The following is a 21,436-nucleotide window of genomic DNA, read 5'->3' as shown; positions in this document are numbered from 1 at the left end:
CCCCGCCGCATTCGATGCAGAGGCGGGTCGCCCCGAAGCCGGGCCGGCCCTCGGGAGATTGCATCAGCTCGAGGTCGGGCCGTTTCGGGGCTTCATGCGTCAGGAGACATTCGACCTCAGCCATGACATCACCCTGGTCTACGGTGCGAACGGCACTGGTAAGAGCAGCTTCTGCGAGGCACTGGAAATTGCCATGCTCGGCTCGATCAGCGAGGCGCAAGTCAAGCGGGTCGACCAACGGGCCTACTGCAACAACGCTCGCCTGCGCCGCCATGTCGCGCCTGTCCTATCGTCCCGGGATGAAGACCGGCCCCAGGCTGTCCAGCCGGACGAAGCTGAATACCGCTTCTGCTTCATCGAGAAGAACCGCCTGGACGACTTTGCGCGCATCGCCGCGCGGACGCCGGGCGACCAGCGGCAGCTGATCGCAACCCTGTTCGGCGTGGACCAGTTCAGCGAATTCGTGCGGGGCTTCAACCCCTCGCTCGATCAGGACCTGATGCTCGCCGGTGTCCAAGCCGCGCAGCTGGCACAGCGCCGCGTACAGTTGGCGAACTCCGAGCAGACGATCGCCGCCTATCCGCAGAAGATTGCTGCGGTCGAGGCCCTAGAGCAGGCCTTGGCGCAGCGCATGTCGCCCGGCGCAACCTACCAGGCCTGCGTCGACTGGCTGCTCGGTACACCACACCAACAAGGTCGGCTGCCTTACGTCCAGGCACAACTGGACGCCAACCCGCCTGCCATTTATGAAGTGACGCAGGCCCGTCTGCAGGCGTTGCTGGCAGAGGCCTACCGGATCCAGGGACTGTGGCAGGCATCCTCCGGACAGCTCGCCGCCCGCGCCGGGGAGGTGTCATACGCGAAGCTCTACGAGGCCGTGTTGGCACTGGCGGACGGGGCGACGGCTTGCCCGGCCTGCGGAACCGCACTAGCCGCCGTGGCGCAGGATCCGTTCGCCAAGGCGCGCGTAGGCCTGGAGCAGCTCGCGCAACTGGCTGCCCTCCAACAGCAGGAGGCGGGTCATCGCACGCAGTTGAGCGAGGCGATCCGGGTCCTGTGGGAGGAGATGCGGCGCGTGGTGACGGCTGGTGCCGTTGCCTGTCCGGCCGAATCACAGGGTGCTGGCCTGCCGCTGCTGCCTCCCACTGCGGCCGGCAACTGGCTTGGTGCCTGGGTCGATGGAGATCGGCGTGCCTGGAACGGTCTGCTGCGAATCGCCGAGACCATTGAAGGGATCGACGCGCAGGCGCGGGAAGTGCATGCCCAGCGCGGCGCATTGGCACAGGAGCGAGATGGCCTACAGCTGCACCAGTTGGAGGTCGAACGGCTGCGCACCATGCGGGGGGCTGCCGATCAGGATCTGGCCACCGCCCGCCAGACCGTAGCCCAGTTCGACGAGGCGAACCGCGAACTGATCGAGGCCGTCGCTGCGGAAGTGGCGGTGGTGGCACACCATCAGCGGGTCAAGGTTGCCTACGACGGCTTTTTGCCCGAGATCCAAGCCTACCTTGCCGCACTGCCGGGTGTGCTGCTCCAAGGGCTGGGAGAACAGGCGCGCCAGCTATACAACGCATTCAATCGTTGCGATCCGCCCGGCGATCTGCTGCACGCGTTGTGGCTGCCCGTGGCCGAGAACGGCAAGATCGAGGTGGAGTTTACCGGGGAGCCAGGCACCCGCTACGACGCACTGATCGTGTTCAGCGAGGGGCACATCAAGTGCCTCGGCCTGGCCATACTGCTCGCCAAGAACATCGCACAGGGATGCCCCGTGGTCATCTTCGATGATGTCGTCAATGCAATCGACGATGACCACCGCGACGGCATCTGGCGTACCTTCTTCGAAGACGGTCTGCTCGACGGCAAGCAAGTCATCCTCACCTCGCACGCCGAGGAATTCCTGCATCGCATCCAGCAGGAGCTGGGCGCCCGCCGCGCTGGTGCTATTAAGCGCTACAAGTTCCTTCCGCACCAAGGGGAACACGAGCTGCGCGTGGACAGTGATCCACCCACGAAGAACTATGTTCTGCTGGCGCAGCAGGCGTTGGCGGCCGATGAAAAGCGTGAGGCGTTGCGGCAGGCCCGGCCGGCGTTGGAGAGTCTGACGGACCGTCTCTGGACATGGCTGGGACGGCGAGTCGATGGTCGAATCGAGATCAAGCTGGGTGGTCCTCGTTCGCCTTGGGAGCTGAACAACAAGTGCGCCAAGTTGCGATCAGCGGTGGATCGGATCGCCGCGCAACACGATGGCGCGCCGCAGGCGGTTGCAGCCCTCGTCGCTTTGCTCAACGTTAACGGCGCAAGCATCGAGTGGGGTTACCTCAATAGCGGCGTGCACGATTCGCAGCGTGATCACGAGTTCGACCGTGCCACCGTTAGGGTCGTTGTCGAATCGGTCGCGGCCCTCGATGCCGCGCTGGACGTCTTGCAGAGACGCTGAATGCCTAAAGGTACTTCTTGAAGCTACCTGCGGTCAGGCTGACTGCCAGTCCCAGCATGGCGGCGCTCGGCAGCAGGATCAGCAATGGATGCACCGAGATCGGCAGCGCCAGGTACGTGACCCACGGCAGCACGGCCAGTGGCATCAGGCTGGCTTTCGCTCGGTGGTAGATGAAACCGGATTCCCGGCCCGCGCCGAAGCGGCGCACGTCGCGCCGAACTAGTCCGTCGATCAGGCCGACGAATGCGGCGGTGAAGATCAGCGGTAGCGTGAGCACCAGGACCAGCAGGCGCACCAGGAAGGTCAGCGTCGTGAAGGCGGCAGCGATCAGGTAGCTTTCGGTCCAGACATAGACTTGGCTGATGTAATAGCGAAAGCTGCGCCCCTCGTCCTGGTTTTTCTCGTGGCTGGGCGCGCGGGCGCGCTTGGCGGTCTGGCTCATGCGTTTCAGCAGACCGGAGCGAACGAACACCCATTCGTAGCCAGTGTCCACCAGCTCATGTGCTGTGCGCCCTGGCTCCTGCACGACCACGCTGCGGGTGAAATGACTGGACAAGTGTCCCAGCTCGTATTGCAACATCTGCTGCGAGTGCCGCCAGCCCTGGTCCTTCCAGAACAGGTGCATGCCGACGCACTCCACGACGATCGAAAACAGCAGCGAGCCGATCAGCACCCCGAGCAGCCGGAACGGCAAGGTGATGGTGCCGACGATCAGGCCCTGACGCTGGTTCTGCTCCCGCTGCGCAGTCGAGGCGGCGTCCTTCATGGCGAGGCCTCATTGCCCGCACCATCGTCGGTGGCGCTGGCTACTGCGGGAGGTTCGGCCGCAGCGGCGTCATCCAGCAGGTCGTCGGGCAGGCCGGTATCCTGCAAGGCCGGGGAGCTGGTGAACTCCCACCACTGCGTCGCTTCGCTGTAGCTCTGGCGCATGTACCCGGCCAGTTGCTGCAAATCTGCCGGCATCACCTCGTCCGGGTCCGGCGCCGGCAGCGGCATCCGCACTTTCCAAAGGTGGCCTCCCTGGAGCAGCGCGAAGCACTGGCCCTTGGGCAGGCCGACGACATGCGACGGCTCGATCATCGGCACGCTGGACATGCTGATGCGGTCCTGGGTGTTCGACGTGAAATCCGTCGCCCCGCGAATGTCCGAGCTGTCGGTCGCGCCGCTGACGATGGTGGTCGTATAGACCTCGACCTTCGGTAGCTGCCGGGTCAGCAGTTCGGCGGTCGCGGTCTCACGCACACGCAGCATGAATAGGTTGTTGAAGTTGCCGATGACCTGACCGGCCTTGGCGCGGTTGCCGATGCGGGCCTCGATGTCCGAGAGCGTCTGCGTGTAGGCGGTGACTTGCAGGCCTGCACCGCCGCCTTTGTTGATCAATGGAATGAACTCGTCGCCCATCAACTCGTTGAATTCGTCGGCGTGGACATTGATCGGCACGCGCGCACCGGCCGATGCGCCCGGCAGGCCATCGTCGATCCCGTGCTTGTAGATGTGGCCGGCGACCGACACGAGATCGCTGAACATCGAGTTGCCGACCGCTGCGGCGACCTCGGCGTCGGAGAGCGCATCCAGGCCCACATAGACGATGGCCCTCTTACGGATGATCTGCATCCAGTCGAAGATCGGGCGCGGGTCCGCCAGGTCGGAGTAGTTCGGGGCCAAGAGCTGCGCGATCTTGCCGCTGGTGAGCTTCTCCAGCAGCGGCAAGAGGCTGGCGACGATCTTGTCGAAGTACGTCTTGTCGTAGCGAACCGCCGAGCGGAGGCCGTCCAGCACCGGGTCGTAGTTGCGCGCCTGCGAGAGGTACTGCTCCAGCGCCACCACGCGCTTCTCGCGCCCGATCATGTTGCGCGGAATGTTCTTCTCGTTGAGCTTGGCCTCGATCTGGACGATCACCTCCCAGGCCTTGGGCTCGGTCTTGGCGAAGTAGTGCTGGGCGTACTCGATGAACAGCGCGTCGATGTTGATGACGTGCCGCTGGATCAGCATATAGTCCGGGCGCTGCCCCAGCTCCACCAGGGCGCGGGCAATGATGTTGACGAACCGCCACGCGAATTCCCTGAAAGCGGCCGAGTTGCCTTCGCCGGAAAGCTGTCCCGCGACGCGGGTGGCCACCTCGCTGATGCGGCCAAAGCGGCCCACGGCGTTGTAGCGCGCGGAAATGTCCGGCCAGCCCAGGTGGAACACATAGAACTCGCCTTCGCGGCCCGCGCGCTTGGCCTCGACGTACATCCGCTTGAGCAGGTCCGCGTCTCCCTTGGGATCGATGACGATCACCACTTCGTGCTCGCCCGCGGCGTTCACGCGCCGGATGTCCTGGGTCACGAACAGTTCGGCCAGCCGGGTCTTGCCGACGCGCGTGGTGCCCAGCACCAGCGAGTGGCCGACGCGCTCGCCCAGCGGCAGGCTGACGTCCACCTCCTCGGGCTCAATGCCGTGCAGGCGCGGCAGGCCACCGACGGGTGGCAGCGGCCGCACCGGGTTGAAAGGCACGTCCCAGCCGGTGAGCGCAGGCAGCCGGGACAGTGGGAACGGCGCGAACTCCAGCCGTTCTTCCAGGCGCCGCGCCAGACGGTAGGCAGGCGTCGGCTCGACGTAGCGGCGGAACTCCGGCCGGTACGTTTGCATGAGCCTATGGGTGTGCTTTTGCTCCCACAGGAAGCCGCGCCCCACGAACAGGCGCTGCTGGCTGACCGGCACGTCCTTGCTGGTCATCACGTAACGCGGCAGGCGGCGGATGTTGCGCCGGTAGCGCAGGATGACGCGGGCATCGCGGTAGCGGATGGCGCCGTAGGCGCCGAACGCCAGCGCGCTGCCGACGCCCATGGACGGGCTCAGCGCGAGCGACCATGGGGCCACCAGGGACAGAAACGCGGCGCCCGCGCATGCGGCAACGGTGTATAGCTCCACCGCTGGGCGTAGCAGTACCTCGACCGGCTGTTTCCCCGACATGGCTTCATTGCTCGATGCCGGTGGCCGTGATCAGCGCCGGGTAGTGCCGCAGGCCCAGACGCTCGGCCAGATCGTCGCCGGACGCGGGCGCGAGGGGTACACCGGGCACCAGTGCGCGCAGCCGCGCCAGGCCCTGCATGGTCTCGACGTTGACCACGAGACCGACCGCGCCACGCTCGCGCAGCGCGGTCGCCTGGCGGCGAAGCCAGGCATGGGACGCCTCGTCGTCGCCGACGACCACGAAAGGACGCAGGCCCGGCGCTTCGATGACCCGCCGCACGACGGTGCCGGGCGTGAGCTTGGCGCTGCGCACCGGCAGCATCGCGGCCTCGTCCGCCGGCGTGGCGGGAACCTGGGGTGTCGGGATCGGTGGCCGGGCCGGCGCGTTGGCAGGCGGCTGGAGGTTCAGGGCTTCGTAGTACGGTAGCGCCGACGCGCCGCCGCGGTCTTCGACCACGATCAGCGGCTCGCCGGCAAGCGAGGCCAGCGGCAGGCCTGCCAGCAGCATGAGCAGACCCCGCAAGGCCAGATGGGATGTCGTCATGGGGATATCTCCTGGCGCGCGGCGAGGACCGCGACGGTTGGGCGCGCGCCCTGCACGCGGGCAAGGTGGCGGGATACGCTGCGCCGGTAGCGGGCGGCAGGCTCGCCTCCGGCAGGACGGTGGTAGCGGCCGATCGCCAGCAACCAGTCTTCGCCCGGGGTGTGCTGCTCGCGCAGGATCTCGGCGGCGATGGCGAGGTTGCGGTACGGGTCGAGCAAGTCGCACGCGCTGGCGTAACGCTGCTGGTGGTAGCCGAGGTTGATCTGGCCAAGGCCCGCGTCGATGCGCGTGTGCGGCGTGGAGCGCATTGCCTGCTGCAAGCCAGTGCAGGCGTCGGCGCGAGTGGCGTAGCGGTGTGATTGGCCGGCGACGTTCAGGGTCCACGGCCACGGGACGATGCGTCCGTGGCGGCGGATGCCGCTCTCCTGCAATGCCACCGCGTAGAGCACCGTCGAAGGGACGCCCGCGCGCTGCGCGGCGAGCTGGTAGGCCGGCGGCGGAACCTCTTGGGCGTGGGCGGCGGAGGCGCACAGGCCAACAGCGAGCACCAGTGCGCGCAACGGCGCCGCTAGGGCTGGCGTTGCCATTGGCCGTTCACCTCGCGCACGACCGCGGGCAACTCGCCGGGCAGGCCCAGCGACAGCCAGCGGCCGCCGTCATGGTTGAGCGTGATGCTGCCGCTACGCACGCGCGCCGGATCGACGTTCGCGCGCTTGGCCCAGTCGCGGATGCGCGCGTCGTCCTGGCGGCTGCCGACCATGTACAGGTCGAAGTGAGCGCCCGCCGATTGCAGGCGCTGCACGAGTTGGCCGCAGGCATCGCAGCCGTCCTTGACGAACACCGCCGTGCGGCCGGAGCCGCGCGTGGCGCCGGCGACCGGCTTGTCGTCCGGCAGGTTCACACGCTGCATGCCGGGATTCAGTCGCTGCCAGGCTTCGTCGTAGGCGCGCTGATAGGCAAGCAGCTTCTCCACGCGGCGCGCTTCGACCTGCACCTGCAGTTCTGCGTAGCGGTGCCGTTCCTCGTCGGTGCGGGCCTCGATGCCCAGGGCCGAAAGCGGGTCCAGGTTGGGCGAGTAGATGCCCAGCGGCCCGTCCATCAGCTCGCGGTAGCGCGCCCACTCCTGCGGTTGCAGGCCCCAGTCGCTCGCCACCCGGTCGTCCAGAACGCGAGCGACCAGCGGCCGCTCCTGGCTCTGTGCATTGCGGGCGGGAGCCGCAGGCGGCTGCTGTGCCCAAGCGGGCCACTGGGCGGACGCCAGCAGGAGCGCGGAAAGGATGATCGACGGCTTCATGCGATCTGCTCCGGTCAGGGAATCGCCACGCGGCGGGTCTGGTCGCCGGCCTGGAACACCACGGTGTTGCCCTCGACGGCCTGCAAGCGCCACGGGCCGACCGCATCGCCGGGTAGCAGCACCTGAAGCTGGTCGGGCGTGAAGTCGCCATTGCTCGGCGCGACGGACACGCTGCGCTCGCCGGCACGCAGTTCGGCACCGACGATGCGGAACGGGAGCGGCGGTGGTTCGGGCATGGCGGCTGACTTGCTCGGTGCGCGCGGCCGGACGGGTGCGGCGGCACGCGCGGCGGTCTGGCGTGCCTTGATCTGCTCGACTTCGGCGCGCAGCGCCTGCAGATCGTCGGTGGCGGCATAGACGCTCAGCGATTTCTCGACCTGGGCCGCGCGTGCTTCCAGGATTTGGCGGGTGTCTTTGAGGTCTGCCGCCGTGGCGACGGCCGGACGCTGCTGGATGGCCTCGACGGTCTTGGCCAAGCCTGTCGACTGCGCTTCGAGGCGTTGCAGGCGGGAATCGAGGCGCTCCTGGTCGGCCTGGTCGTTCATCGCCTGGTAGCCGAGGGCAACGAGGACACTGAGGCCGATCAGCCAGAGCCACATCAGGCTCTGCACCACCACGACGGCCGTTGAACGATGGGCGGGCTGCGGGTCGTTCATGGCTGACCTCCCGATGCCGCGGGTGCCAGCGGGAACGTCTGCACCGCCTCGGTGGCGGGCGGCGCGGGTACGTTGTCGGCGGTCATGCTGTCGCCGGGCCGCTCGAAGCAGATTTGCCGCGCGCGGTCATCCGCGTGCAGTTCCCAGGCCGGACCAGCCAGGGTGAGCAGCGCATCGCGCAGGGTCATGGGGCCGAGGTGCAGGTGCGCCGCCGGCAGCGGCAGTGCGTACAGCTCGATCACCGCGTGCGCCGTCTGGCACAAGCCGTAACCGCTGCGCTTGAGCACATGCCGTAGCCCGTCGCCGACAGTGGCGCGGGCATCCTCGGGCATCGACACGTCGATGGTCTGCAACAGCAGGTCGCGCTGCTCTGCTGTCGGTGCCAGTTCCACGAGGGTGTAGCGGCCGTACCGCACGACGGGGATGTACTCGGGCGCATCGGGTGCGGGCGCGGCTGAGACTTCCTCGATGGTGTCGGGCGCGACCGGCGCGCTCGTCGTCGCGCAGCCGCCAGCCAGCACCGACCAAAGTAGGCCGAGAAAACCCGCCAGCAGGCGGCGTTCGGGATGGTGAAACCAAGGTGGAGATGGGCACATGGCGCGTCGTCCTGAAACATCGAGCCCTCACCATCGCCGCTCGGGCCACGAGCGGCAGCAAACAATGCGAACCAGGCAGCGCCCGATTTCCCGGTAGCCCCGCTCCAAAGAAAAAGGCCCCCGAAGGGGCCAGTGAAAACGCATCGGGCTTCGCCCGACCAATCCCGAGCCAGCTTCAGGCCGGGATCGACTGTGCCAGTTGGGTGTGCGACCAGCAGCGCACGAACTGCCCGTTCTCGCCGAGCGGCCGGTTCGCCACCGCCGCCGAATACTCTCCAGTGTCGCTGGTGTCGTAGCAGATGACCTTGATCTCGCCGCTGTCGCAGCGGATGGAGTGGATCTGGCCTTCGGTTATATCGACCACGACGACCTGCGGAACAAGCCCCAGTTCGCGGGCGGCCGACAGGATGGGGCCGTATTCGGCAGCGTCGAAGCAGATGAACGGCCCTTCGTAGCGGGCATCCTCGGCCAAGTCCCTGGCCTTGTCGTAGTGGATATCCAGGTCGTATTCCTCCTGGGTGACCCTGACCTTGAAGACCGGCATGTCGGGACTGCCAGAGGCATCGATGCAGGCAACCGCGACTTGCATCTCGATCTCACCGCCGTCGGCAGGTTCGGTCGAGGGGATGATGGCTTGACCCGAGGGCACTTCGTCGGCCATGCCCATGCGCTCGCGCATTTCGTCGATGAAATCCTCGGGGGCCATCAGCCCATAGCGCGCCAGGCGCAAGGGAATGTCCTCTGCACCGAGGTTGCCGTCCTCGATGCGCTGCTGCATGAAGGCGGCGATCTTGGCTTCGAGCGCATCGCTGTTAGTCGCCGAGGGCAACTCGGTCACCTCGATCGACCAAGCATCCACCTTCGCGGCGGTCTCATCGATTAGCAACCTCTCGCCGATGGCGCGGACCCACATGCGTTGCAGCCGTGCCAATATTTCCGACGCGGCCTCGCCGTCGAGCAAACAGGTCACGTCGAGCGTCAGGCGGGCTTTCACGTTTTCGGGCGTGGATTGGGTATGGGTGTTCATGGAAATCTCCTTGGAATGAAAAATGCGCAGCCACGTCCACGGAGACCGTGTGCGTGGCTGCAAGGTGGGACCAACGGAAAGCCGGCGGCGCGAGGCCGGCGTTGGCGTGGGGATCAGGCGGCGACCAGTTGCCGGGCCAGCGCGACCTCGACGGAATCACCGTCCTGGTTGAGCACATCCAGGCCCGATTCGGGCACGTCGCCCGAGGTGGACTGCGAGACCATGATCTTCTTGGCCATCAGCTCCAGGCAGGTCATCTGCGAGGAACCGGCGTAGCCGAGGTAGATCACGCGCACCGGCTGTTTCTGTCCGATGCGCCAGGAGCGGCGTGCCGCCTGCTGGAGCGAGTACACGTTGTAGCCCGACTGCATGAAAACGATCGTCGGGAAGTCCAACAGGTCCAAGCCCGTCTTGACCAGCTCAGGGTTGGTGATGAGCACGTCGACGCCACGGTCCAGTTGCTCGGCGATCCAGTCCTCGCGGCGGCTGGCGTCCACGCTTGCGCGCAGCACCGCCACCCGAAAACCTTCTTGCTCCAGCAATACCTTCAAGCGCCACGTGGTGTCGCGCGTGCCGGTATAGACCGTGTAGGCCAGGACCTTGCGGCCCTGCGCCTTTTCCTCTTTGCAGATGTCGATCAGCTCGCGCTCTTTCGGCGTCACCTCGAACTCGTTGAACTGAGCCGGGACGAACGCCAAGGTGTTGCGCGTGCGCGGATGCACCACGGTTTCCGACCGGAAGCAGCAGTCCGGCCAGGCCAGCAGCACGTTGAGCACCACACCCAGCAGCGTCGTATCGCGTCGCGCCAGAGCCTGTTTCAGCTCCGCGGTCAGCCGACCCGCCAGGTCGCGGTAGGCCGCGGCTTGCGCCGTGTCCATTGCGACTTCACGGAACTCCTCGTCATACGGCGGCAGGACGTTGCCGCCGATGTCCTTGAGCTTGAGGAAGATCGTGAACGGCAGGATGCACCGCAAGACCCCCTTCGGCCCGAAGCCGGGAGCCTTGACCGTGCGCACCGATACCTTGGTGCCCCTGGCCGTCTTGTGCGCCGTGCCGGTGCTTTCGGAGTAGATGTCCTTGAGGACCCCGTGGTCCTTCATGAACGCCATGGCCGCCGAGGTCATGCTGCCGCTCGTGGTCGGCCGGTAGCCGTCTTCGATCATCCGCCCAGGCAGGGCTCGGAACAGCAGGTAGAACAGGTCGTCCCCGTAGCCGCCCATCAGCGTGCCTGTCAGCAGCAAGGTCTTGCGAGCCTTCGCCGCCAGCACGCCCATAGCCTGACCCTGGGCACTGCCACCGTTCTTGTACTCGTGTGCCTCGTCCGCGATGCACAGGTCGAACGTGCCTTGCGGCAGGTAGCGCTTGATGAACTCGGACGGCTGGTAGCCGCCCTCGCCAAAGCCGAACTCCATGTTGGCCATCGCACGCTCCATGCGCGTGGCCTGACGGTCGGAAAACACCAGCTCGCCGTTCGCATCCATCAAGTTGATGAACTCGTGGATGTTGTCGCCCAGCATCGACGCCAGGAACCCGTCGCCGAACTTCTGCATCAGCTTCTGCGCGGTAACTTCCCCGATGGTCGGGATGCGCTTCAGGGCTTTGAGCACGGCCGAGGACTGGTCACTGCCGGACAGGCTGCGCGGGCGGATCAGCGTCCACAGGGGCGCGGCGCAATGGCTGCACTTCCTGCGGTATTCCTCGGCTTGGAGCGCGCCCGGATTGACCGGCTCGCCGTCGAGGTCGGTGATGACCGTGCCGCAGTCCGGGCACGCCGCCACGTCGCCGTGACGGGTGCGCCGCTGGGTGAAGACGGGCTTCCAGTGGAACCCCATCCGCATCCTGACCCGGCCCAAGACGAAGAACTCCTGGCCCGTGGGCTGGACATTCAACTGCTCGCGCAGCTTGATGAGCTTGATGAGCGTGTCCGGCCCGTTGAGCACCCATACCTTGGCGCCTGCCACGGTCTCCTGGATCTCGCGCCGCCACTTGTAAACAAGGTGCGGCGGCGAAAGAACCAGGGTGCGGCGGTAGCCTTCGGCGTTGAGCACAGCGGCCGTGGCGATGCCGACGGTCGTCTTGCCGCAGCCCATTTCGCCATTGACGATCGCGGCGCGTTCGCCACGATCGATCAGCAGCTCGGCGGCGGCGTGGACGACTTCGGCCTGGGCCGGGAACAGCTTGCGCTTGAGGCTGGCGACGACGAGTTGCCGGTGCGCCTGCGGCTGGCCGTTATAGACCGGCGGATTTGCGCTATTGAGGGCGTCAAGCAGTTCGTCGCCGAACTCGCCGACGAAATCCTGAAGGCTCAGGGTCAGAGGGGAAGATTCCGCATCGAGCAGTTCGCCCTGTACGGGCGCGGCTTCAGCGGCAGTGGTTTCGAGATCGAGGGACATGGTGATGCTCCAATGAAAAATGGGGCATGCACCACCCCCAGCGGGGCAATGGCATGCCCCGCAGTGGGAAGGAAATCGGCGCTTGGCCGAGGTGGTCGAAGTTGCCGGCCGTGGCGGCCTGCTGGTGAATCGTGATCAGTCTTCGGACGGCAGCACGACGACGGTGGCGCTGCGCTCCGCATCGGTGACGATGCGGATGGCCAGCCCCGGATGGATCACGTAGCGGGATTCCAGCGATGCACCGGATTGCAGTGCAGTGCTGTTGGCCTGCCATTGCTGGATGTTGACGTCGCCCCAGTCGCCACGGGTGTGGCGCCTGAAGTACGGGATCGGGTCGAGGCGCCCCGTGCGAACCAGGCGATCGATGCCCCTGCTGAAGATGAGCGCACCGATTGGAAACGCCAGCCTGTGGCAGTAGGTTTCAATGCGATGTGATGCCATGGGCTCCTGCTTGATGAGTCATTGAGCCACGACACCCCTGGCGGAGTGAAGTGGCTCCGGCAGGTGGATGAACACGACGATGGTGCTGTCAGATCATGTCCCGCTCTTCGGGAAGCTGGACCACCGTGGTCTGGTGGTCCTCGCGGGTTTCGACGATCAACACCAGTTCGGGCGTGATCCTGAAGTGGGAGATCATCGGATCGTCCCCGCGGATTGCGACATCGTTGGCTTGACGGGTGGCCTCATCGGTCTCGCCCCAGTCACCGCGCACATGGCGCTGGACAAGAGCCAAGGGGTCGATCAGGCCTTTGCTGGCCAGCCAATGCACCTTCTCGCTCAACTGCAACGTACCTGGTGCGAACAACGGTTGCTTCTGCGGCGCGGGCCGCTTGAACAGGCTTGAGAACATGGGTGTTTCTCCTTCGAGGTGGTACAGCAGGACGGCAGCGCGTCCGGTGGATTAACGGATGGTCAGGACCTCGCCCCGTGTAGCGGAGCCGGGCGTCATGTCCCACGCGCGGATGACGGGCACGAACTTGTCGGTGAGGATGCGGGTCTCGGCGATGGAGCCGTCTTCGCGTTCGGTGAATTCCCGCTGGAGCGTCTTGTCCTTGTGGGTGTCACCTTTGACGACGAGCACGCGCCCCGTCTTGGAGCGCACAACCCCCGAGATCGCGCCCGCGGCCAGGGCCAGGGCGAGATGCCAGTGGGACAAGGCACGTGCCGGTGGACGCAGCGACTGCTGCGCGGCCCCCAAGTGCGTGTCCTGCGACGGCCAGAGGCCTTGCAGCCGGCCGACTTCATCGGCGAACTGCTCCGGCTCCATCGTCACGCGGAAGAAGTGCTCCGGCTCGGCCGGACTGGCGGGGACGATGTACGGCAGGAACGGCCATTCGCTCGGCAGCTCCTCGGCTTCGACTTCACCAAGCCCGACCTGCAACAGCAGATTGCGCACGGCCTTGAGACCATCGGGTGCCAGCTCGCGCTGACGCACCCTGCGGCCGAAGATCACCACCTGCTTGAACTGCGTCTCCACCGCTCGGTAGATCCGCAGGTCCGTGTAGTGGCGTGTCAGCCAGCCGACCAGTTCCGCGTCGAGCACGTAGCCGGGGACGATAAAGACCAGCACGCCGCCGTATTGCAACAGCGACAGGCTGCGCTGGTAGAACAGTTTCTCGAAGCGGGGACGGCCCTGGCCCTGATAGCCGATGTTGCCGTTGACGTCCTTGGACAGATCGCCATACGGCGGGTTGAGCCAGAGCAGCCCGAACGACTGCTTGGAGATCATCGTGTCCATCAGGTCCGCATGCAGGCAGTGATCGACCATGCCGCGGGCATGGCGTGCCCGTTCCGCGTCGAACTCGACGGCGAACGCCTTGGCCTGCTCGCGCCCGAGGGCATGAACAGCTTCGGCGATCGCCACGCCTTCGCCGGCGCAGGGATCGAGGATGCACATCGGGCCATCGCTGGGCATCAGTGCGTTGAGGGCCCTTTCGAGCGTGGGTTCATCGGTCGGGTAATACCCGTTCTTGGCGAAATTGCGGGCGAGCCGCGGGAACATGAGGGCCATGGAAGTCTCCTGGTTGGCGGGGATGGAGTGCGAAAGCACGCCTTGGCGTGCTCTCGCGGGTGGGTCAAGCTGCTACCGCTTCCGGCGTCCGAATCTTGGCCGGATAGGGATAGGCGGTGAGCACGTCACTGCGGATCAGGGAGCACAGCGCCAGGGTCAGCGCCGGCACGTCGGTGGCGAGCCGATGGCCTTCCAGCGGCCCGAGGGCGAACGGAAGGCGGACCAGCATCTCGCGGATCTGTAACAGCTCCAGCACGGTTTCGCGCCAGTGGTCGAGCAGCGGCAGTGGGCAGGTGTCCCGTACCAGCATCCACAGGCGGTCAAGCCGGTCGGCGCTGCCCTTGGGCAGCAATGCCAGTGCGCTGGCGTTGGCCTTGTCGGGCTTGACGCAGCGGCGGTCGAACAGCCACACGTTGGACAGCGAACCGAACAGCGTTCGCCGGTAGGCGCGGGTCATGCGCTTTTCCAGGCGATCGACGTTGCTGACGAACACCGGGACGCTGCCGCCCTGGTCGGTGATGACGTGGAACTGGTCCAGGCCCTGTTCGTCGCGCCCGAGGGTCAGACGAGCGAGGAACTGCTGGATGGCGGTGTCGCGCGCCCAGATCGACAGGAAGATCAGATTGCCCTGGTCATCGCCGACGCAAGCGTCGGCCATCACGTCGGAGCATTCGTCGATGCGATACAGCGTGGTGGAAGAAGTGTTTGCGGGCATGGTGGTGTCCTCGGATGAACGGGAACAGCACCGCCCGCTGGGGCAAGTACTGCCCCAGGGGGTGGAAGAAAGCCGCTCAGTCCGGCTCGAACTGCCGGGTGTGCGGGTTGAAGTGAAGCGCCTCATCTACTGAAGTGATTGGCGTGAAGCCCTCCAGGTAGATGTTGTTGAGGTACTGGTCGCGGTAGGTCAGTGCCTGCCGCGCCTGTTCCTCGGTGAGGCCGTTGCTGATGAAGTACTCCAGCATTTCCTCGTCGGAAGAAACTTCGTCGTTGGACAAACTCCCTTCCACGACCTTCAACAGCGCGGGCGGGAGCGCAGCCAGGATCGGGTCCATGTCGGTTCCTCCTGGCTCAGGCCATCAGCACTGCGGTGGGTGCCGCAGGTGCCGTGGGTGTGCGCCGCCGCACGTGGTAGGCGCGAACGCCTGCACGCCAGTCGGCGGACTGCTCCGGTGCGAGGTCCAGATAGGACAGCGGGCACGAGTAGTAGTACGGGTGCATGGACTCGTCCAGCGGCTTGTAGCCCCACTGGTCGCCGCTGCGTTCGATCAGATCGCAACGGATATAGCGCAGGGATTGACCCGGTGCCAGATGACGATGCACGCCTTCGACCTTGGCCGTCACTTCCGCGACGGACCACAGGACGTTGCCGCGCAGCGCGTGGGCGATGACCTTGACGCTGGCGCGCTCGGTCTCCTGCGGTGCGATCAGTTCCGCGATCAGTTCAGACCGCGATTGGGGGGAGAAATACCAGCCCATGAAAGGCCTCCTGAAGAATCGAGCCGGAGACCTCCCCGTGGGGAGAGCCCCCAGCGGGTGATGGATGCCGCGCGTGCGGCGATGGAGTCCGGTGCGGACTAGGAACCGCAACCGGCTGGGCAGTAGCCCAGTTCGATGCCATGGGAGCAGTAGCCGTTTGCAGCGTTCCACTCCTGCGTTTCCTGCCGTTCGGCAGGTGTTGCGTAGTCCCATTCCTGGGTCGCGATTTCCAGGGCCTGAGCCCGCTGGGTTTCCGGCAACCGACTGGCTTGCGCGTCGATCTCCGAACTGAAAAGTGTGACCCAGTGATCCCAGGACAGGCCGCAACCACGCTGGGCGTGCAAGGCGGCCGTCTTGCAGACAGCGCGCCACGCGGGTTCGTCCAGCGTGGAATGAGGTGCATCGCAAGCGATGGTGGACATGATGGAGACCTCCAGAAGAAAGCCGGAGCCTCCCCCGCATGGGGAAGGAACCCCGGCGGGTGGATGAAGAACACCGCGGATGCGGCGTCTGCGATCACGCAGGTTGCAGTTCGGCCTGGCGGCTCCACTCCTGCGTCTTGAAGTCCAGCGCGTAGCCCAGTTCACCCAGGCGGGCGATCTGCGCGCGCAGGGTGCGGCGGTCGATGGTGGAATCCAGTTTCACGGACTCTCCCAGCGGCCAGAGCAGCCCGAACAGCGCGGAGTCGCCATCTTCGGTGCTGCCGGGGGCAGCAGCCGCAGCGGGCGGCGGGGCATCCACACCAAAAGGCGTGGTATCGATCAGCGGGTCCGCGGACGCCTGCACGGATGCGGGCTTGGCGGGTATGGATGCCTTGGCGGACTTGGCCGGCGTTGCCGCAGGCTGCGCGCCCAGTTCTTCATCGAGCGGATCGACTTCTTGGGTGGTGAAGCTGCGTGCCTCGTCCCGACTCAGTTTGTCGATGCCGTTGAGCGTCATCCCGTCCAGGTTGGCACGGATCTCGAACCGCATGCCGTCGCCGACGGGATAGGACTTCGGGAAGATGTAGCGGATGACGAACTCCCCGTCGTACTTGCCTTCGGGGTACTGCTCCAGCTCCGCATCCTTCACCGCGAACTTGCCGACGGGGGTGACAAGTCGGCCGACGTTGAAAGGGCCGTTTCTTCCGCGGATCGTGCGCAGCGTGAGTTGGCCTGGGACGGTGATGGGCGAACCCGATTGCTCGGGCGCCGATGTGACTGCCATGATGGTTCTCCTTGGGGAATAGGAAAAAGGCAAGGCCCCGTGAGGGGCCATGCCGGATCAGAACGAAGCAGCCAATGCCGGCTCCTGCTCCTCGACTTCACCTGCGGGCTCGCGCTCGGCGGGCTCGACAGGCTGGTCGGCAGCGGTGTCGGCGGCAACCTCGGCTTCGGGCGCGGGTGCGTCCTCGGCTTGCGGCGCCTCGGCTTGCGCCTGGCTCGTCGGATAAACCTGGGTGCCGTCGATCTTGATGAGACCGATGTGGACCAGCGTCGATTCCAGGCTCGCTCCCGGTTCCCCGGCGCGCTCGCCCTTGGTGCGGATGTACGAATCGATCTTCATGTCGTTCAGACGGAAGGCGATCAGCACCTTGCGGTCCCCTTCGATGGCCTGCACGCACCGGCGAACCAGGTGCTCGGCTTCAGGGGTGGCGACGATGGTGTCGAAGTACCGATATTCCGGTTCACCGACAGGTCCGGCCAGCGCCGCGACGCAGCACGACAGGAACGGATCGCCATCCTTGGGGGAGACGTCCTTCGGACGGCTGAGGTAGCCGATGCCGCGGGTGATCAACTCGTGCTGCTTGATCGAAGCCAGTTCGGCCCGGTCAAGCGGCTCGGCCTTCAACAGTCGCGCCTTCAGAGACGCGGCGGCCTGGCCCTTGTGTTCACCCTTGTCGCGGATGTACGCATCGCCCCAGAGGTCGCCGAGGCGGAAGCGAACCAGCGGCCGCTGCTTGGGATCGTCAACGCCGATGTAGCGCTCGACCAGCTTCTTGGCCTCGGCACCCGAGACCTTGACGTCGAAGTAGCGGTAGCTGGGGTCCTTGGCGGAACCGACCAGCGCGGCGATGGTGCATGCCAAGAAGGGTTGCGCGCGGCGACCGCCCCGGACGGGAACCTCGCGGACACGCTGGATGTAGCCGATGCCCGAGGTGTGGAGGTCGAAATACGATTTCTCGTTGGACGTGGTGTTCATGGTGAATCTCCATTGGGATGAAGCGGAGACACACCAGCCCCACGCATGCGGGGAAAGGTGCGTAACCCCGCGGTGGGTTGATAAGGCGAAAGCATCCGCCACCAGGACTGGTGGCCGCTCGCGGATGGATGCGGTGCGAGCTGGCTCGGTCACGCAGTGGGAGCTGCGCGGCAACCTCGAAGACCGATGGTTGCCTGGCATGTCGCTGACAACGTCAGCAGGCATGGGGGCAGCATGTCCATGCCTCGCGCACGCGGCAGCAATCAATCGGCATCCGGGTCTTTCTCTTTGTCCGGGTCGCCAAGTTCTGCCAAGAAGAAAGCCCCCAAACTGGGGGCTTCGAGGGGTATACAGAGATTTTTTAGCTATGCCGATTCCACCGCTGTCAGTGACAGGTGCGTCGAGGTGGCGGACAGCTCCAGATCATCCGAGCTTTGCAGAATACGGGTGAAAACGCGGTCGTTCGGGTCGAAGAACTCGCCGAAGTCGTCGCCACCCAGCTCGGCGCGCGCCAGTTCCCACCAGTCGTCAAACGGGTCGGTATCCGGGTTGCAGCCGACGGCATAGGCCAGCAGCTTCACGCGGCCATCGGGACGGCGTTCTCCCTGCTCGGCGAGGAAGTACACGCCCTGGTCCTTAGCGAGGACGACGCGGCATTGGTTGGCAATGGCTTCGGCCAGCACGGGGCGCAGGTCGGAACCTTTGAATCGCAGTGACATGGTTGATCTCCTGAAGAAAAAGGCCCTCCACCCGAATGGATGGAAGGCCTATGGGGGCAAGTCGCCGGTAGGCTGCGATCAGCCGTAGCGTCGCTTGGTTGCCTTGGCGTCGATGACGCTCACGTCGATCAGGCGCCAGCGCCCGTCGTCGATGAGCCGATCCAACACTTCACCGAGCATGTCGAAATACACCTCGTCGTGCCGATCTACCATCTCGCCGTCGCGGCGCAGCTCCACCACGTAGGTATCGCCGCCGCGGTCGTAGAGGATCGTCACCTGGCCCTCGAACTTCGCGGTCGAAACCGTGAAGCTGATCGCCGGCGGCGTCTCGATGATCTTGGACGGCTTCGGATCGACCCAGGTGAAGTCGCGGGCGCCCGCATCGACCAGCATGTGGGTGATGCGCCGGAACCCGTCGGGAGCCGGCATTTCCTCCAACTGCTGGATGAGCTGTCCCAGTTCCATGCACTGCGGTTCGGGGATGGGCAGCTTGGCAGGCGCGGAGCCGAGGATGTGCCTGGTGATGGTGTAGGGAACACCGTCCGCGGTCTTCTCGGTGACTACTTCCGGGGTGTCCGCGCGCAGGCCGTCGAAGCGGCGGCGGGCATACGGTTGGACATGCACCTTGGCGCCTTCACTGGGAACGGTGGTCACCAGGTGGGGATCGAGCACCGCGAACTCGCTGGGCTTGAGCTTGACGACGATGGCGTCATCGTTCGCCGCGACCACCTTGCCGTCGAAGGGCTGGGGGTCGATGGCGAAGCCCAGCGTCGAGGACTGCGGCTGATCATCGAACACGCGGTACTTGAACGACCGCACGTTGCGGGGCACATGGCCTGCGACAAGCGAAGGCATCATGGATTTGATGAGGGAACGGTCCATGGGAATCTCCTTGAGGAAGAACAAGGGATTCCCCGCCCGCAAGGGAGAGGTCCCTTGTGGGTGGGTGGACGCGGTGCGTCCGTAGGAAGAAACGACCAGCACGGCTTCCCGTGCTTGCAGCCTCGAAGGTCTCGGCTGCCTGGGCATGTGTCGGCAACGCCGACGAACATGGGGGCAGGATGGCCCTGGGCCGGGCTACCCGCCCGCATGAAGCGGCACCGCGTCGCACCCGGTTTCCTGCGCTGCGGGCAAGAAGAAGCCCCTCGAAAGGGGCTGGTCGGGTCAGGCTTCGTACACGAAGTGGTGCTCGCGCTGACGCGGGAAGAAGATATGTTTCCAGGTGTCGCCGCTGGTGTTGCCACCGTCGAAGACGACCATTTCGTAGTCATCAATGTCGGTGCCCACCAGGTCGGCGCCGGCGATGTAGCGCATGTGCAGCGTCCCGTGCGTGCGCTCGAATACCAGGATCTGGCCGATGGCGTCGTCCTGGCTCATGGCGTTGATGCAGGCTCCGAGCTGGTGCTCGAAGTCCGGTGCGCGCGAAATGAGGTCGGGGAACATGAGGTTGCTCCTATGAAATGGACCAGCCCGGCTCTTGGGGGAGACGGGCTGGCATGGGGGGACAAAGAGGAAGGACGGCGTGTCGCGCGGCTGCTAGGGCTCGGCCAGCGGCAGGCCCAGCAACGCGGGTGCGTCGGCGTCGAGGATGAGGATGCGCACATCGGCCTGGCCGGCCAGTTCAAGGATGTTTGCCAGGTCGTCCGGCATGCCCTTGTTCCGGTGCTCCTGCCGAAGCTGCTCGGCGGTGATGCCCTCGGCGTGCTCCAGGTTCTGGTCCGTCCAGGGCGTGGAGATCAGCTTGACGCCGATCGCCGGGCTGTACGGCACACGGAAGGCGATGAACAGCATGGCCTCCGGCGTGGCGATGTCCGCCAGGTCGGCGAGGTAGTGCCAGGTATCGACCGTGATGTGCTCACGGCTGATCTCCCAGCACCGGCTGTAATAGCCGGTCTCGAAACTCAGGCGCTGCACCACTTCCCGCGCAGCCTCGGCCGAATAGGTGTCACCGATGTGGACCGGGCGACCGTCAAAGTCGTCGCCATGGACGGCATAGACCACGGCGCCGATCACACCTTCGCCGCTGACGCCTTCGCCGGCGTCGCATTCGGCCAGCACCTCGGCACCCACGGGTTCGGGGCCATTGCTGACCACCGCGAAATCGTTGGTGACGATGCAGGACGAAGAGACCAGCTTCTCGTCGGAGAGGTGATCCTGGCTCGCGTGGATGGTTCGCCAGACGTGCGGGCTTCCATCGTCGTAGCTGATGCACAGCGTGCGGACGATTTTCAGATTCCAGTAGCCGCGAAGGAAGGGATTAGGATTCTGGGACATGGGATCTCTCCAGATTGAATAATGGAGCCAATCCCCGCCACCGGGAATTGGACCCGGTGGGTTGAAAAATGGAAAAAGCGTCAGGCAGCGCCGACCATGGCGTTGTCAGCACTGCGCTGGACTACGGGAGAATAAAAAGGGGCACGGCCTCGTGGGCGCGTGTCCCTCGTGGGGAGTGAACGAAGACGTGGTGGTGTGCCGGAGACCGGCTCACCAGCCGTTGTAGTTCACGAGCAGGTCGGCGAGGACCTTACGGCGTTGCAGGTCGAGACCGTCGAAGTCCGACAGTCCGTTGAAGTGGCAGCGCTTGAGCATGGCACCGCCCTCGCGCGCGTTGTAGAAGCTGACCATGGCGGACAGGAACATGCGTTCCCCGCTGCTCAGGACGCCGAGGGCATCGTTGAGCTGCAGCATGTTGGGACGCAGATCCCACTTGCTCTTGGCCTGGTTCAGACCTTCGCGGGTGCCGTCGCCGAACCATTCGGGGCCAGCGATCTCGACACCGCGCTTCCATGCCTCGAAAAAGGCTTGGGGCGCGGCCGCGAAATGCTGTTCTTCCCGCATGATCTGATCGACGACTTCCCGCGGTAGAAGCTGGTTCATGACGTGATTCCTCCAGTTGGATCAGGGAATGGCGAGCTGGGACCAGCCGCCTCTTTCGAGGGCACGTTTAGCCGCGGCATAGCTGCGGAAGTACTCGCGGGATTCCCGCGAAACGGGGCCTTCGGTATCGCGCGTGCCGATGTAGTGACCGGCGGCGCTTTGCAGGACTTCGAGCGGCAGGAACTTGCCGCAGTAGGTCAGGGCCAGTTGGCCGAAAGAGGCTTGCTGGCACATGGACGGGCTCCTTGGAAAAGCGGGACCTCGTCCCTC

General features: G+C 65.5%; 25 protein-coding genes. 1 reads left to right on the top strand and 24 read right to left on the bottom strand.

The window, feature by feature from the left end; all coding sequences use genetic code 11:
* A partial coding sequence (locus HMPREF3114_RS18190) for an ATP-binding protein (RefSeq protein ID WP_256337655.1) occupies window positions 1-2,437 on the top strand: 2,437 nt, incomplete at its 5' end.
* Between the two features lie 4 nt (window positions 2,438-2,441).
* On the opposite strand, the gene HMPREF3114_RS18185 is transcribed toward HMPREF3114_RS18190, so the two are convergent.
* The 24 genes from HMPREF3114_RS18185 to HMPREF3114_RS18065 form a co-directional block, all read right to left on the bottom strand.
* The gene (locus HMPREF3114_RS18185) at window positions 2,442-3,203 is read right to left on the bottom strand and encodes a TIGR03747 family integrating conjugative element membrane protein (RefSeq protein ID WP_070490262.1); all 762 of its coding nucleotides are present in this window, start codon (window positions 3,201-3,203) and stop codon (window positions 2,442-2,444) included.
* Complete coding sequence (traD, locus tag HMPREF3114_RS18180) at window positions 3,200-5,392, bottom strand: type IV conjugative transfer system coupling protein TraD (RefSeq protein WP_070490260.1); 2,193 nt, start codon at window positions 5,390-5,392, stop codon at window positions 3,200-3,202. Before traD ends, HMPREF3114_RS18185 begins: the two co-directional genes overlap by 4 nt.
* 4 nt (window positions 5,393-5,396) lie before the next feature.
* Window positions 5,397-5,936, bottom strand: a complete 540-nt coding sequence (locus HMPREF3114_RS18175; protein ID WP_070490258.1) for an integrating conjugative element protein — start codon at window positions 5,934-5,936, stop codon at window positions 5,397-5,399.
* Entirely contained in the window at window positions 5,933-6,523 is a 591-nt protein-coding gene (locus tag HMPREF3114_RS18170; protein ID WP_070490256.1) for a transglycosylase SLT domain-containing protein, read from the bottom strand. The genes HMPREF3114_RS18175 and HMPREF3114_RS18170 overlap by 4 nt, the downstream gene beginning before the upstream one ends.
* Entirely contained in the window at window positions 6,505-7,230 is a 726-nt protein-coding gene (locus HMPREF3114_RS18165; RefSeq protein ID WP_070490253.1) for a TIGR03759 family integrating conjugative element protein, read from the bottom strand. The genes HMPREF3114_RS18170 and HMPREF3114_RS18165 overlap by 19 nt, the downstream gene beginning before the upstream one ends.
* 14 nt (window positions 7,231-7,244) lie before the next feature.
* Window positions 7,245-7,886, bottom strand: a complete 642-nt coding sequence (locus tag HMPREF3114_RS18160; protein ID WP_070490251.1) for a hypothetical protein — start codon at window positions 7,884-7,886, stop codon at window positions 7,245-7,247.
* The gene (locus HMPREF3114_RS18155; RefSeq protein ID WP_070490249.1) at window positions 7,883-8,482 is read right to left on the bottom strand and encodes a PFGI-1 class ICE element type IV pilus protein PilL2; all 600 of its coding nucleotides are present in this window, start codon (window positions 8,480-8,482) and stop codon (window positions 7,883-7,885) included. Before HMPREF3114_RS18155 ends, HMPREF3114_RS18160 begins: the two co-directional genes overlap by 4 nt.
* 175 nt (window positions 8,483-8,657) lie before the next feature.
* Window positions 8,658-9,509: a hypothetical protein gene (locus HMPREF3114_RS21545; RefSeq protein ID WP_256337654.1), complete on the bottom strand. Its 852-nt coding sequence runs from the start codon at window positions 9,507-9,509 to the stop codon at window positions 8,658-8,660.
* A 113-nt stretch (window positions 9,510-9,622) separates the two neighbouring features.
* A complete protein-coding gene (locus HMPREF3114_RS18140) occupies window positions 9,623-11,902 on the bottom strand; it encodes a helicase-related protein (RefSeq protein WP_070490247.1) in 2,280 nt (759 codons plus the stop codon).
* A 135-nt stretch (window positions 11,903-12,037) separates the two neighbouring features.
* Complete coding sequence (locus tag HMPREF3114_RS18135; RefSeq protein ID WP_070490246.1) at window positions 12,038-12,343, bottom strand: hypothetical protein; 306 nt, start codon at window positions 12,341-12,343, stop codon at window positions 12,038-12,040.
* Between the two features lie 88 nt (window positions 12,344-12,431).
* Entirely contained in the window at window positions 12,432-12,752 is a 321-nt protein-coding gene (locus tag HMPREF3114_RS18130; RefSeq protein WP_070490244.1) for a methyltransferase, read from the bottom strand.
* A gap of 51 nt (window positions 12,753-12,803) precedes the next feature.
* Window positions 12,804-13,937 carry a DUF6094 domain-containing protein gene (locus HMPREF3114_RS18125; RefSeq protein ID WP_256337658.1) on the bottom strand — a complete coding sequence of 378 codons (1,134 nt, stop codon included), beginning with the start codon at window positions 13,935-13,937 and terminating at the stop codon, window positions 12,804-12,806.
* Between the two features lie 40 nt (window positions 13,938-13,977).
* Entirely contained in the window at window positions 13,978-14,628 is a 651-nt protein-coding gene (locus tag HMPREF3114_RS18120) for a hypothetical protein (protein WP_070490240.1), read from the bottom strand.
* A 76-nt stretch (window positions 14,629-14,704) separates the two neighbouring features.
* Window positions 14,705-14,965 carry a hypothetical protein gene (locus HMPREF3114_RS18115; RefSeq protein WP_070490238.1) on the bottom strand — a complete coding sequence of 87 codons (261 nt, stop codon included), beginning with the start codon at window positions 14,963-14,965 and terminating at the stop codon, window positions 14,705-14,707.
* 16 nt (window positions 14,966-14,981) lie between these two features.
* The gene (locus tag HMPREF3114_RS18110) at window positions 14,982-15,389 is read right to left on the bottom strand and encodes a hypothetical protein (protein ID WP_070490236.1); all 408 of its coding nucleotides are present in this window, start codon (window positions 15,387-15,389) and stop codon (window positions 14,982-14,984) included.
* Between the two features lie 98 nt (window positions 15,390-15,487).
* A complete protein-coding gene (locus HMPREF3114_RS18105) occupies window positions 15,488-15,811 on the bottom strand; it encodes a conserved plasmid protein (RefSeq protein ID WP_070490234.1) in 324 nt (107 codons plus the stop codon).
* A gap of 94 nt (window positions 15,812-15,905) precedes the next feature.
* Complete coding sequence (locus HMPREF3114_RS18100; protein WP_070490232.1) at window positions 15,906-16,595, bottom strand: DUF3275 family protein; 690 nt, start codon at window positions 16,593-16,595, stop codon at window positions 15,906-15,908.
* A gap of 57 nt (window positions 16,596-16,652) precedes the next feature.
* The gene (locus tag HMPREF3114_RS18095; RefSeq protein ID WP_070490230.1) at window positions 16,653-17,570 is read right to left on the bottom strand and encodes a DUF3577 domain-containing protein; all 918 of its coding nucleotides are present in this window, start codon (window positions 17,568-17,570) and stop codon (window positions 16,653-16,655) included.
* A 365-nt stretch (window positions 17,571-17,935) separates the two neighbouring features.
* A complete protein-coding gene (locus HMPREF3114_RS18090; RefSeq protein WP_070490228.1) occupies window positions 17,936-18,289 on the bottom strand; it encodes a DUF3085 domain-containing protein in 354 nt (117 codons plus the stop codon).
* Between the two features lie 78 nt (window positions 18,290-18,367).
* Entirely contained in the window at window positions 18,368-19,171 is an 804-nt protein-coding gene (locus HMPREF3114_RS18085; protein WP_070490226.1) for a GTPase, read from the bottom strand.
* 282 nt (window positions 19,172-19,453) lie between these two features.
* Window positions 19,454-19,732 carry a uridylate kinase gene (locus HMPREF3114_RS18080; protein WP_070490224.1) on the bottom strand — a complete coding sequence of 93 codons (279 nt, stop codon included), beginning with the start codon at window positions 19,730-19,732 and terminating at the stop codon, window positions 19,454-19,456.
* A 93-nt stretch (window positions 19,733-19,825) separates the two neighbouring features.
* Entirely contained in the window at window positions 19,826-20,563 is a 738-nt protein-coding gene (locus HMPREF3114_RS18075) for a DUF5983 family protein (protein WP_070490222.1), read from the bottom strand.
* 210 nt (window positions 20,564-20,773) lie between these two features.
* Window positions 20,774-21,166, bottom strand: a complete 393-nt coding sequence (locus HMPREF3114_RS18070) for a hypothetical protein (protein ID WP_039016629.1) — start codon at window positions 21,164-21,166, stop codon at window positions 20,774-20,776.
* A 21-nt stretch (window positions 21,167-21,187) separates the two neighbouring features.
* Window positions 21,188-21,400, bottom strand: coding sequence for a hypothetical protein (locus tag HMPREF3114_RS18065; protein WP_070490220.1), 213 nt, complete (start codon window positions 21,398-21,400; stop codon window positions 21,188-21,190).
* Window positions 21,401-21,436 lie beyond the last annotated feature (36 nt).

It is taken from the genome of Stenotrophomonas sp. HMSC10F07, from assembly GCF_001807895.1.
Lineage (GTDB): Bacteria > Pseudomonadota > Gammaproteobacteria > Xanthomonadales > Xanthomonadaceae > Stenotrophomonas > Stenotrophomonas sepilia.
The sequence above is the reverse complement of the archived record's forward strand: the minus strand, read 5'-3'. Positions and strand labels throughout refer to the sequence as shown.

Excerpts from the sequence above, each read along its gene's own strand:
- HMPREF3114_RS18185 (WP_070490262.1), bottom strand. The coding sequence starts at position 3,203 with ATGAAGGACGCCGCCTCGACTGCGCAGCGGGAGCAGAACCAGCGTCAG.
- traD (WP_070490260.1), bottom strand. The coding sequence starts at position 5,392 with ATGTCGGGGAAACAGCCGGTCGAGGTACTGCTACGCCCAGCGGTGGAG.
- HMPREF3114_RS18175 (WP_070490258.1), bottom strand. The coding sequence starts at position 5,936 with ATGACGACATCCCATCTGGCCTTGCGGGGTCTGCTCATGCTGCTGGCA.
- HMPREF3114_RS18170 (WP_070490256.1), bottom strand. The coding sequence starts at position 6,523 with ATGGCAACGCCAGCCCTAGCGGCGCCGTTGCGCGCACTGGTGCTCGCT.
- HMPREF3114_RS18165 (WP_070490253.1), bottom strand. The coding sequence starts at position 7,230 with ATGAAGCCGTCGATCATCCTTTCCGCGCTCCTGCTGGCGTCCGCCCAG.
- HMPREF3114_RS18160 (WP_070490251.1), bottom strand. The coding sequence starts at position 7,886 with ATGAACGACCCGCAGCCCGCCCATCGTTCAACGGCCGTCGTGGTGGTG.
- HMPREF3114_RS18155 (WP_070490249.1), bottom strand. The coding sequence starts at position 8,482 with ATGTGCCCATCTCCACCTTGGTTTCACCATCCCGAACGCCGCCTGCTG.
- HMPREF3114_RS21545 (WP_256337654.1), bottom strand. The coding sequence starts at position 9,509 with ATGAACACCCATACCCAATCCACGCCCGAAAACGTGAAAGCCCGCCTG.
- HMPREF3114_RS18140 (WP_070490247.1), bottom strand. The coding sequence starts at position 11,902 with ATGTCCCTCGATCTCGAAACCACTGCCGCTGAAGCCGCGCCCGTACAG.
- HMPREF3114_RS18135 (WP_070490246.1), bottom strand. The coding sequence starts at position 12,343 with ATGGCATCACATCGCATTGAAACCTACTGCCACAGGCTGGCGTTTCCA.
- HMPREF3114_RS18130 (WP_070490244.1), bottom strand. The coding sequence starts at position 12,752 with ATGTTCTCAAGCCTGTTCAAGCGGCCCGCGCCGCAGAAGCAACCGTTG.
- HMPREF3114_RS18120 (WP_070490240.1), bottom strand. The coding sequence starts at position 14,628 with ATGCCCGCAAACACTTCTTCCACCACGCTGTATCGCATCGACGAATGC.
- HMPREF3114_RS18115 (WP_070490238.1), bottom strand. The coding sequence starts at position 14,965 with ATGGACCCGATCCTGGCTGCGCTCCCGCCCGCGCTGTTGAAGGTCGTG.
- HMPREF3114_RS18110 (WP_070490236.1), bottom strand. The coding sequence starts at position 15,389 with ATGGGCTGGTATTTCTCCCCCCAATCGCGGTCTGAACTGATCGCGGAA.
- HMPREF3114_RS18105 (WP_070490234.1), bottom strand. The coding sequence starts at position 15,811 with ATGTCCACCATCGCTTGCGATGCACCTCATTCCACGCTGGACGAACCC.
- HMPREF3114_RS18100 (WP_070490232.1), bottom strand. The coding sequence starts at position 16,595 with ATGGCAGTCACATCGGCGCCCGAGCAATCGGGTTCGCCCATCACCGTC.
- HMPREF3114_RS18095 (WP_070490230.1), bottom strand. The coding sequence starts at position 17,570 with ATGAACACCACGTCCAACGAGAAATCGTATTTCGACCTCCACACCTCG.
- HMPREF3114_RS18090 (WP_070490228.1), bottom strand. The coding sequence starts at position 18,289 with ATGTCACTGCGATTCAAAGGTTCCGACCTGCGCCCCGTGCTGGCCGAA.
- HMPREF3114_RS18085 (WP_070490226.1), bottom strand. The coding sequence starts at position 19,171 with ATGGACCGTTCCCTCATCAAATCCATGATGCCTTCGCTTGTCGCAGGC.
- HMPREF3114_RS18080 (WP_070490224.1), bottom strand. The coding sequence starts at position 19,732 with ATGTTCCCCGACCTCATTTCGCGCGCACCGGACTTCGAGCACCAGCTC.
- HMPREF3114_RS18075 (WP_070490222.1), bottom strand. The coding sequence starts at position 20,563 with ATGTCCCAGAATCCTAATCCCTTCCTTCGCGGCTACTGGAATCTGAAA.
- HMPREF3114_RS18070 (WP_039016629.1), bottom strand. The coding sequence starts at position 21,166 with ATGAACCAGCTTCTACCGCGGGAAGTCGTCGATCAGATCATGCGGGAA.
- HMPREF3114_RS18065 (WP_070490220.1), bottom strand. The coding sequence starts at position 21,400 with ATGTGCCAGCAAGCCTCTTTCGGCCAACTGGCCCTGACCTACTGCGGC.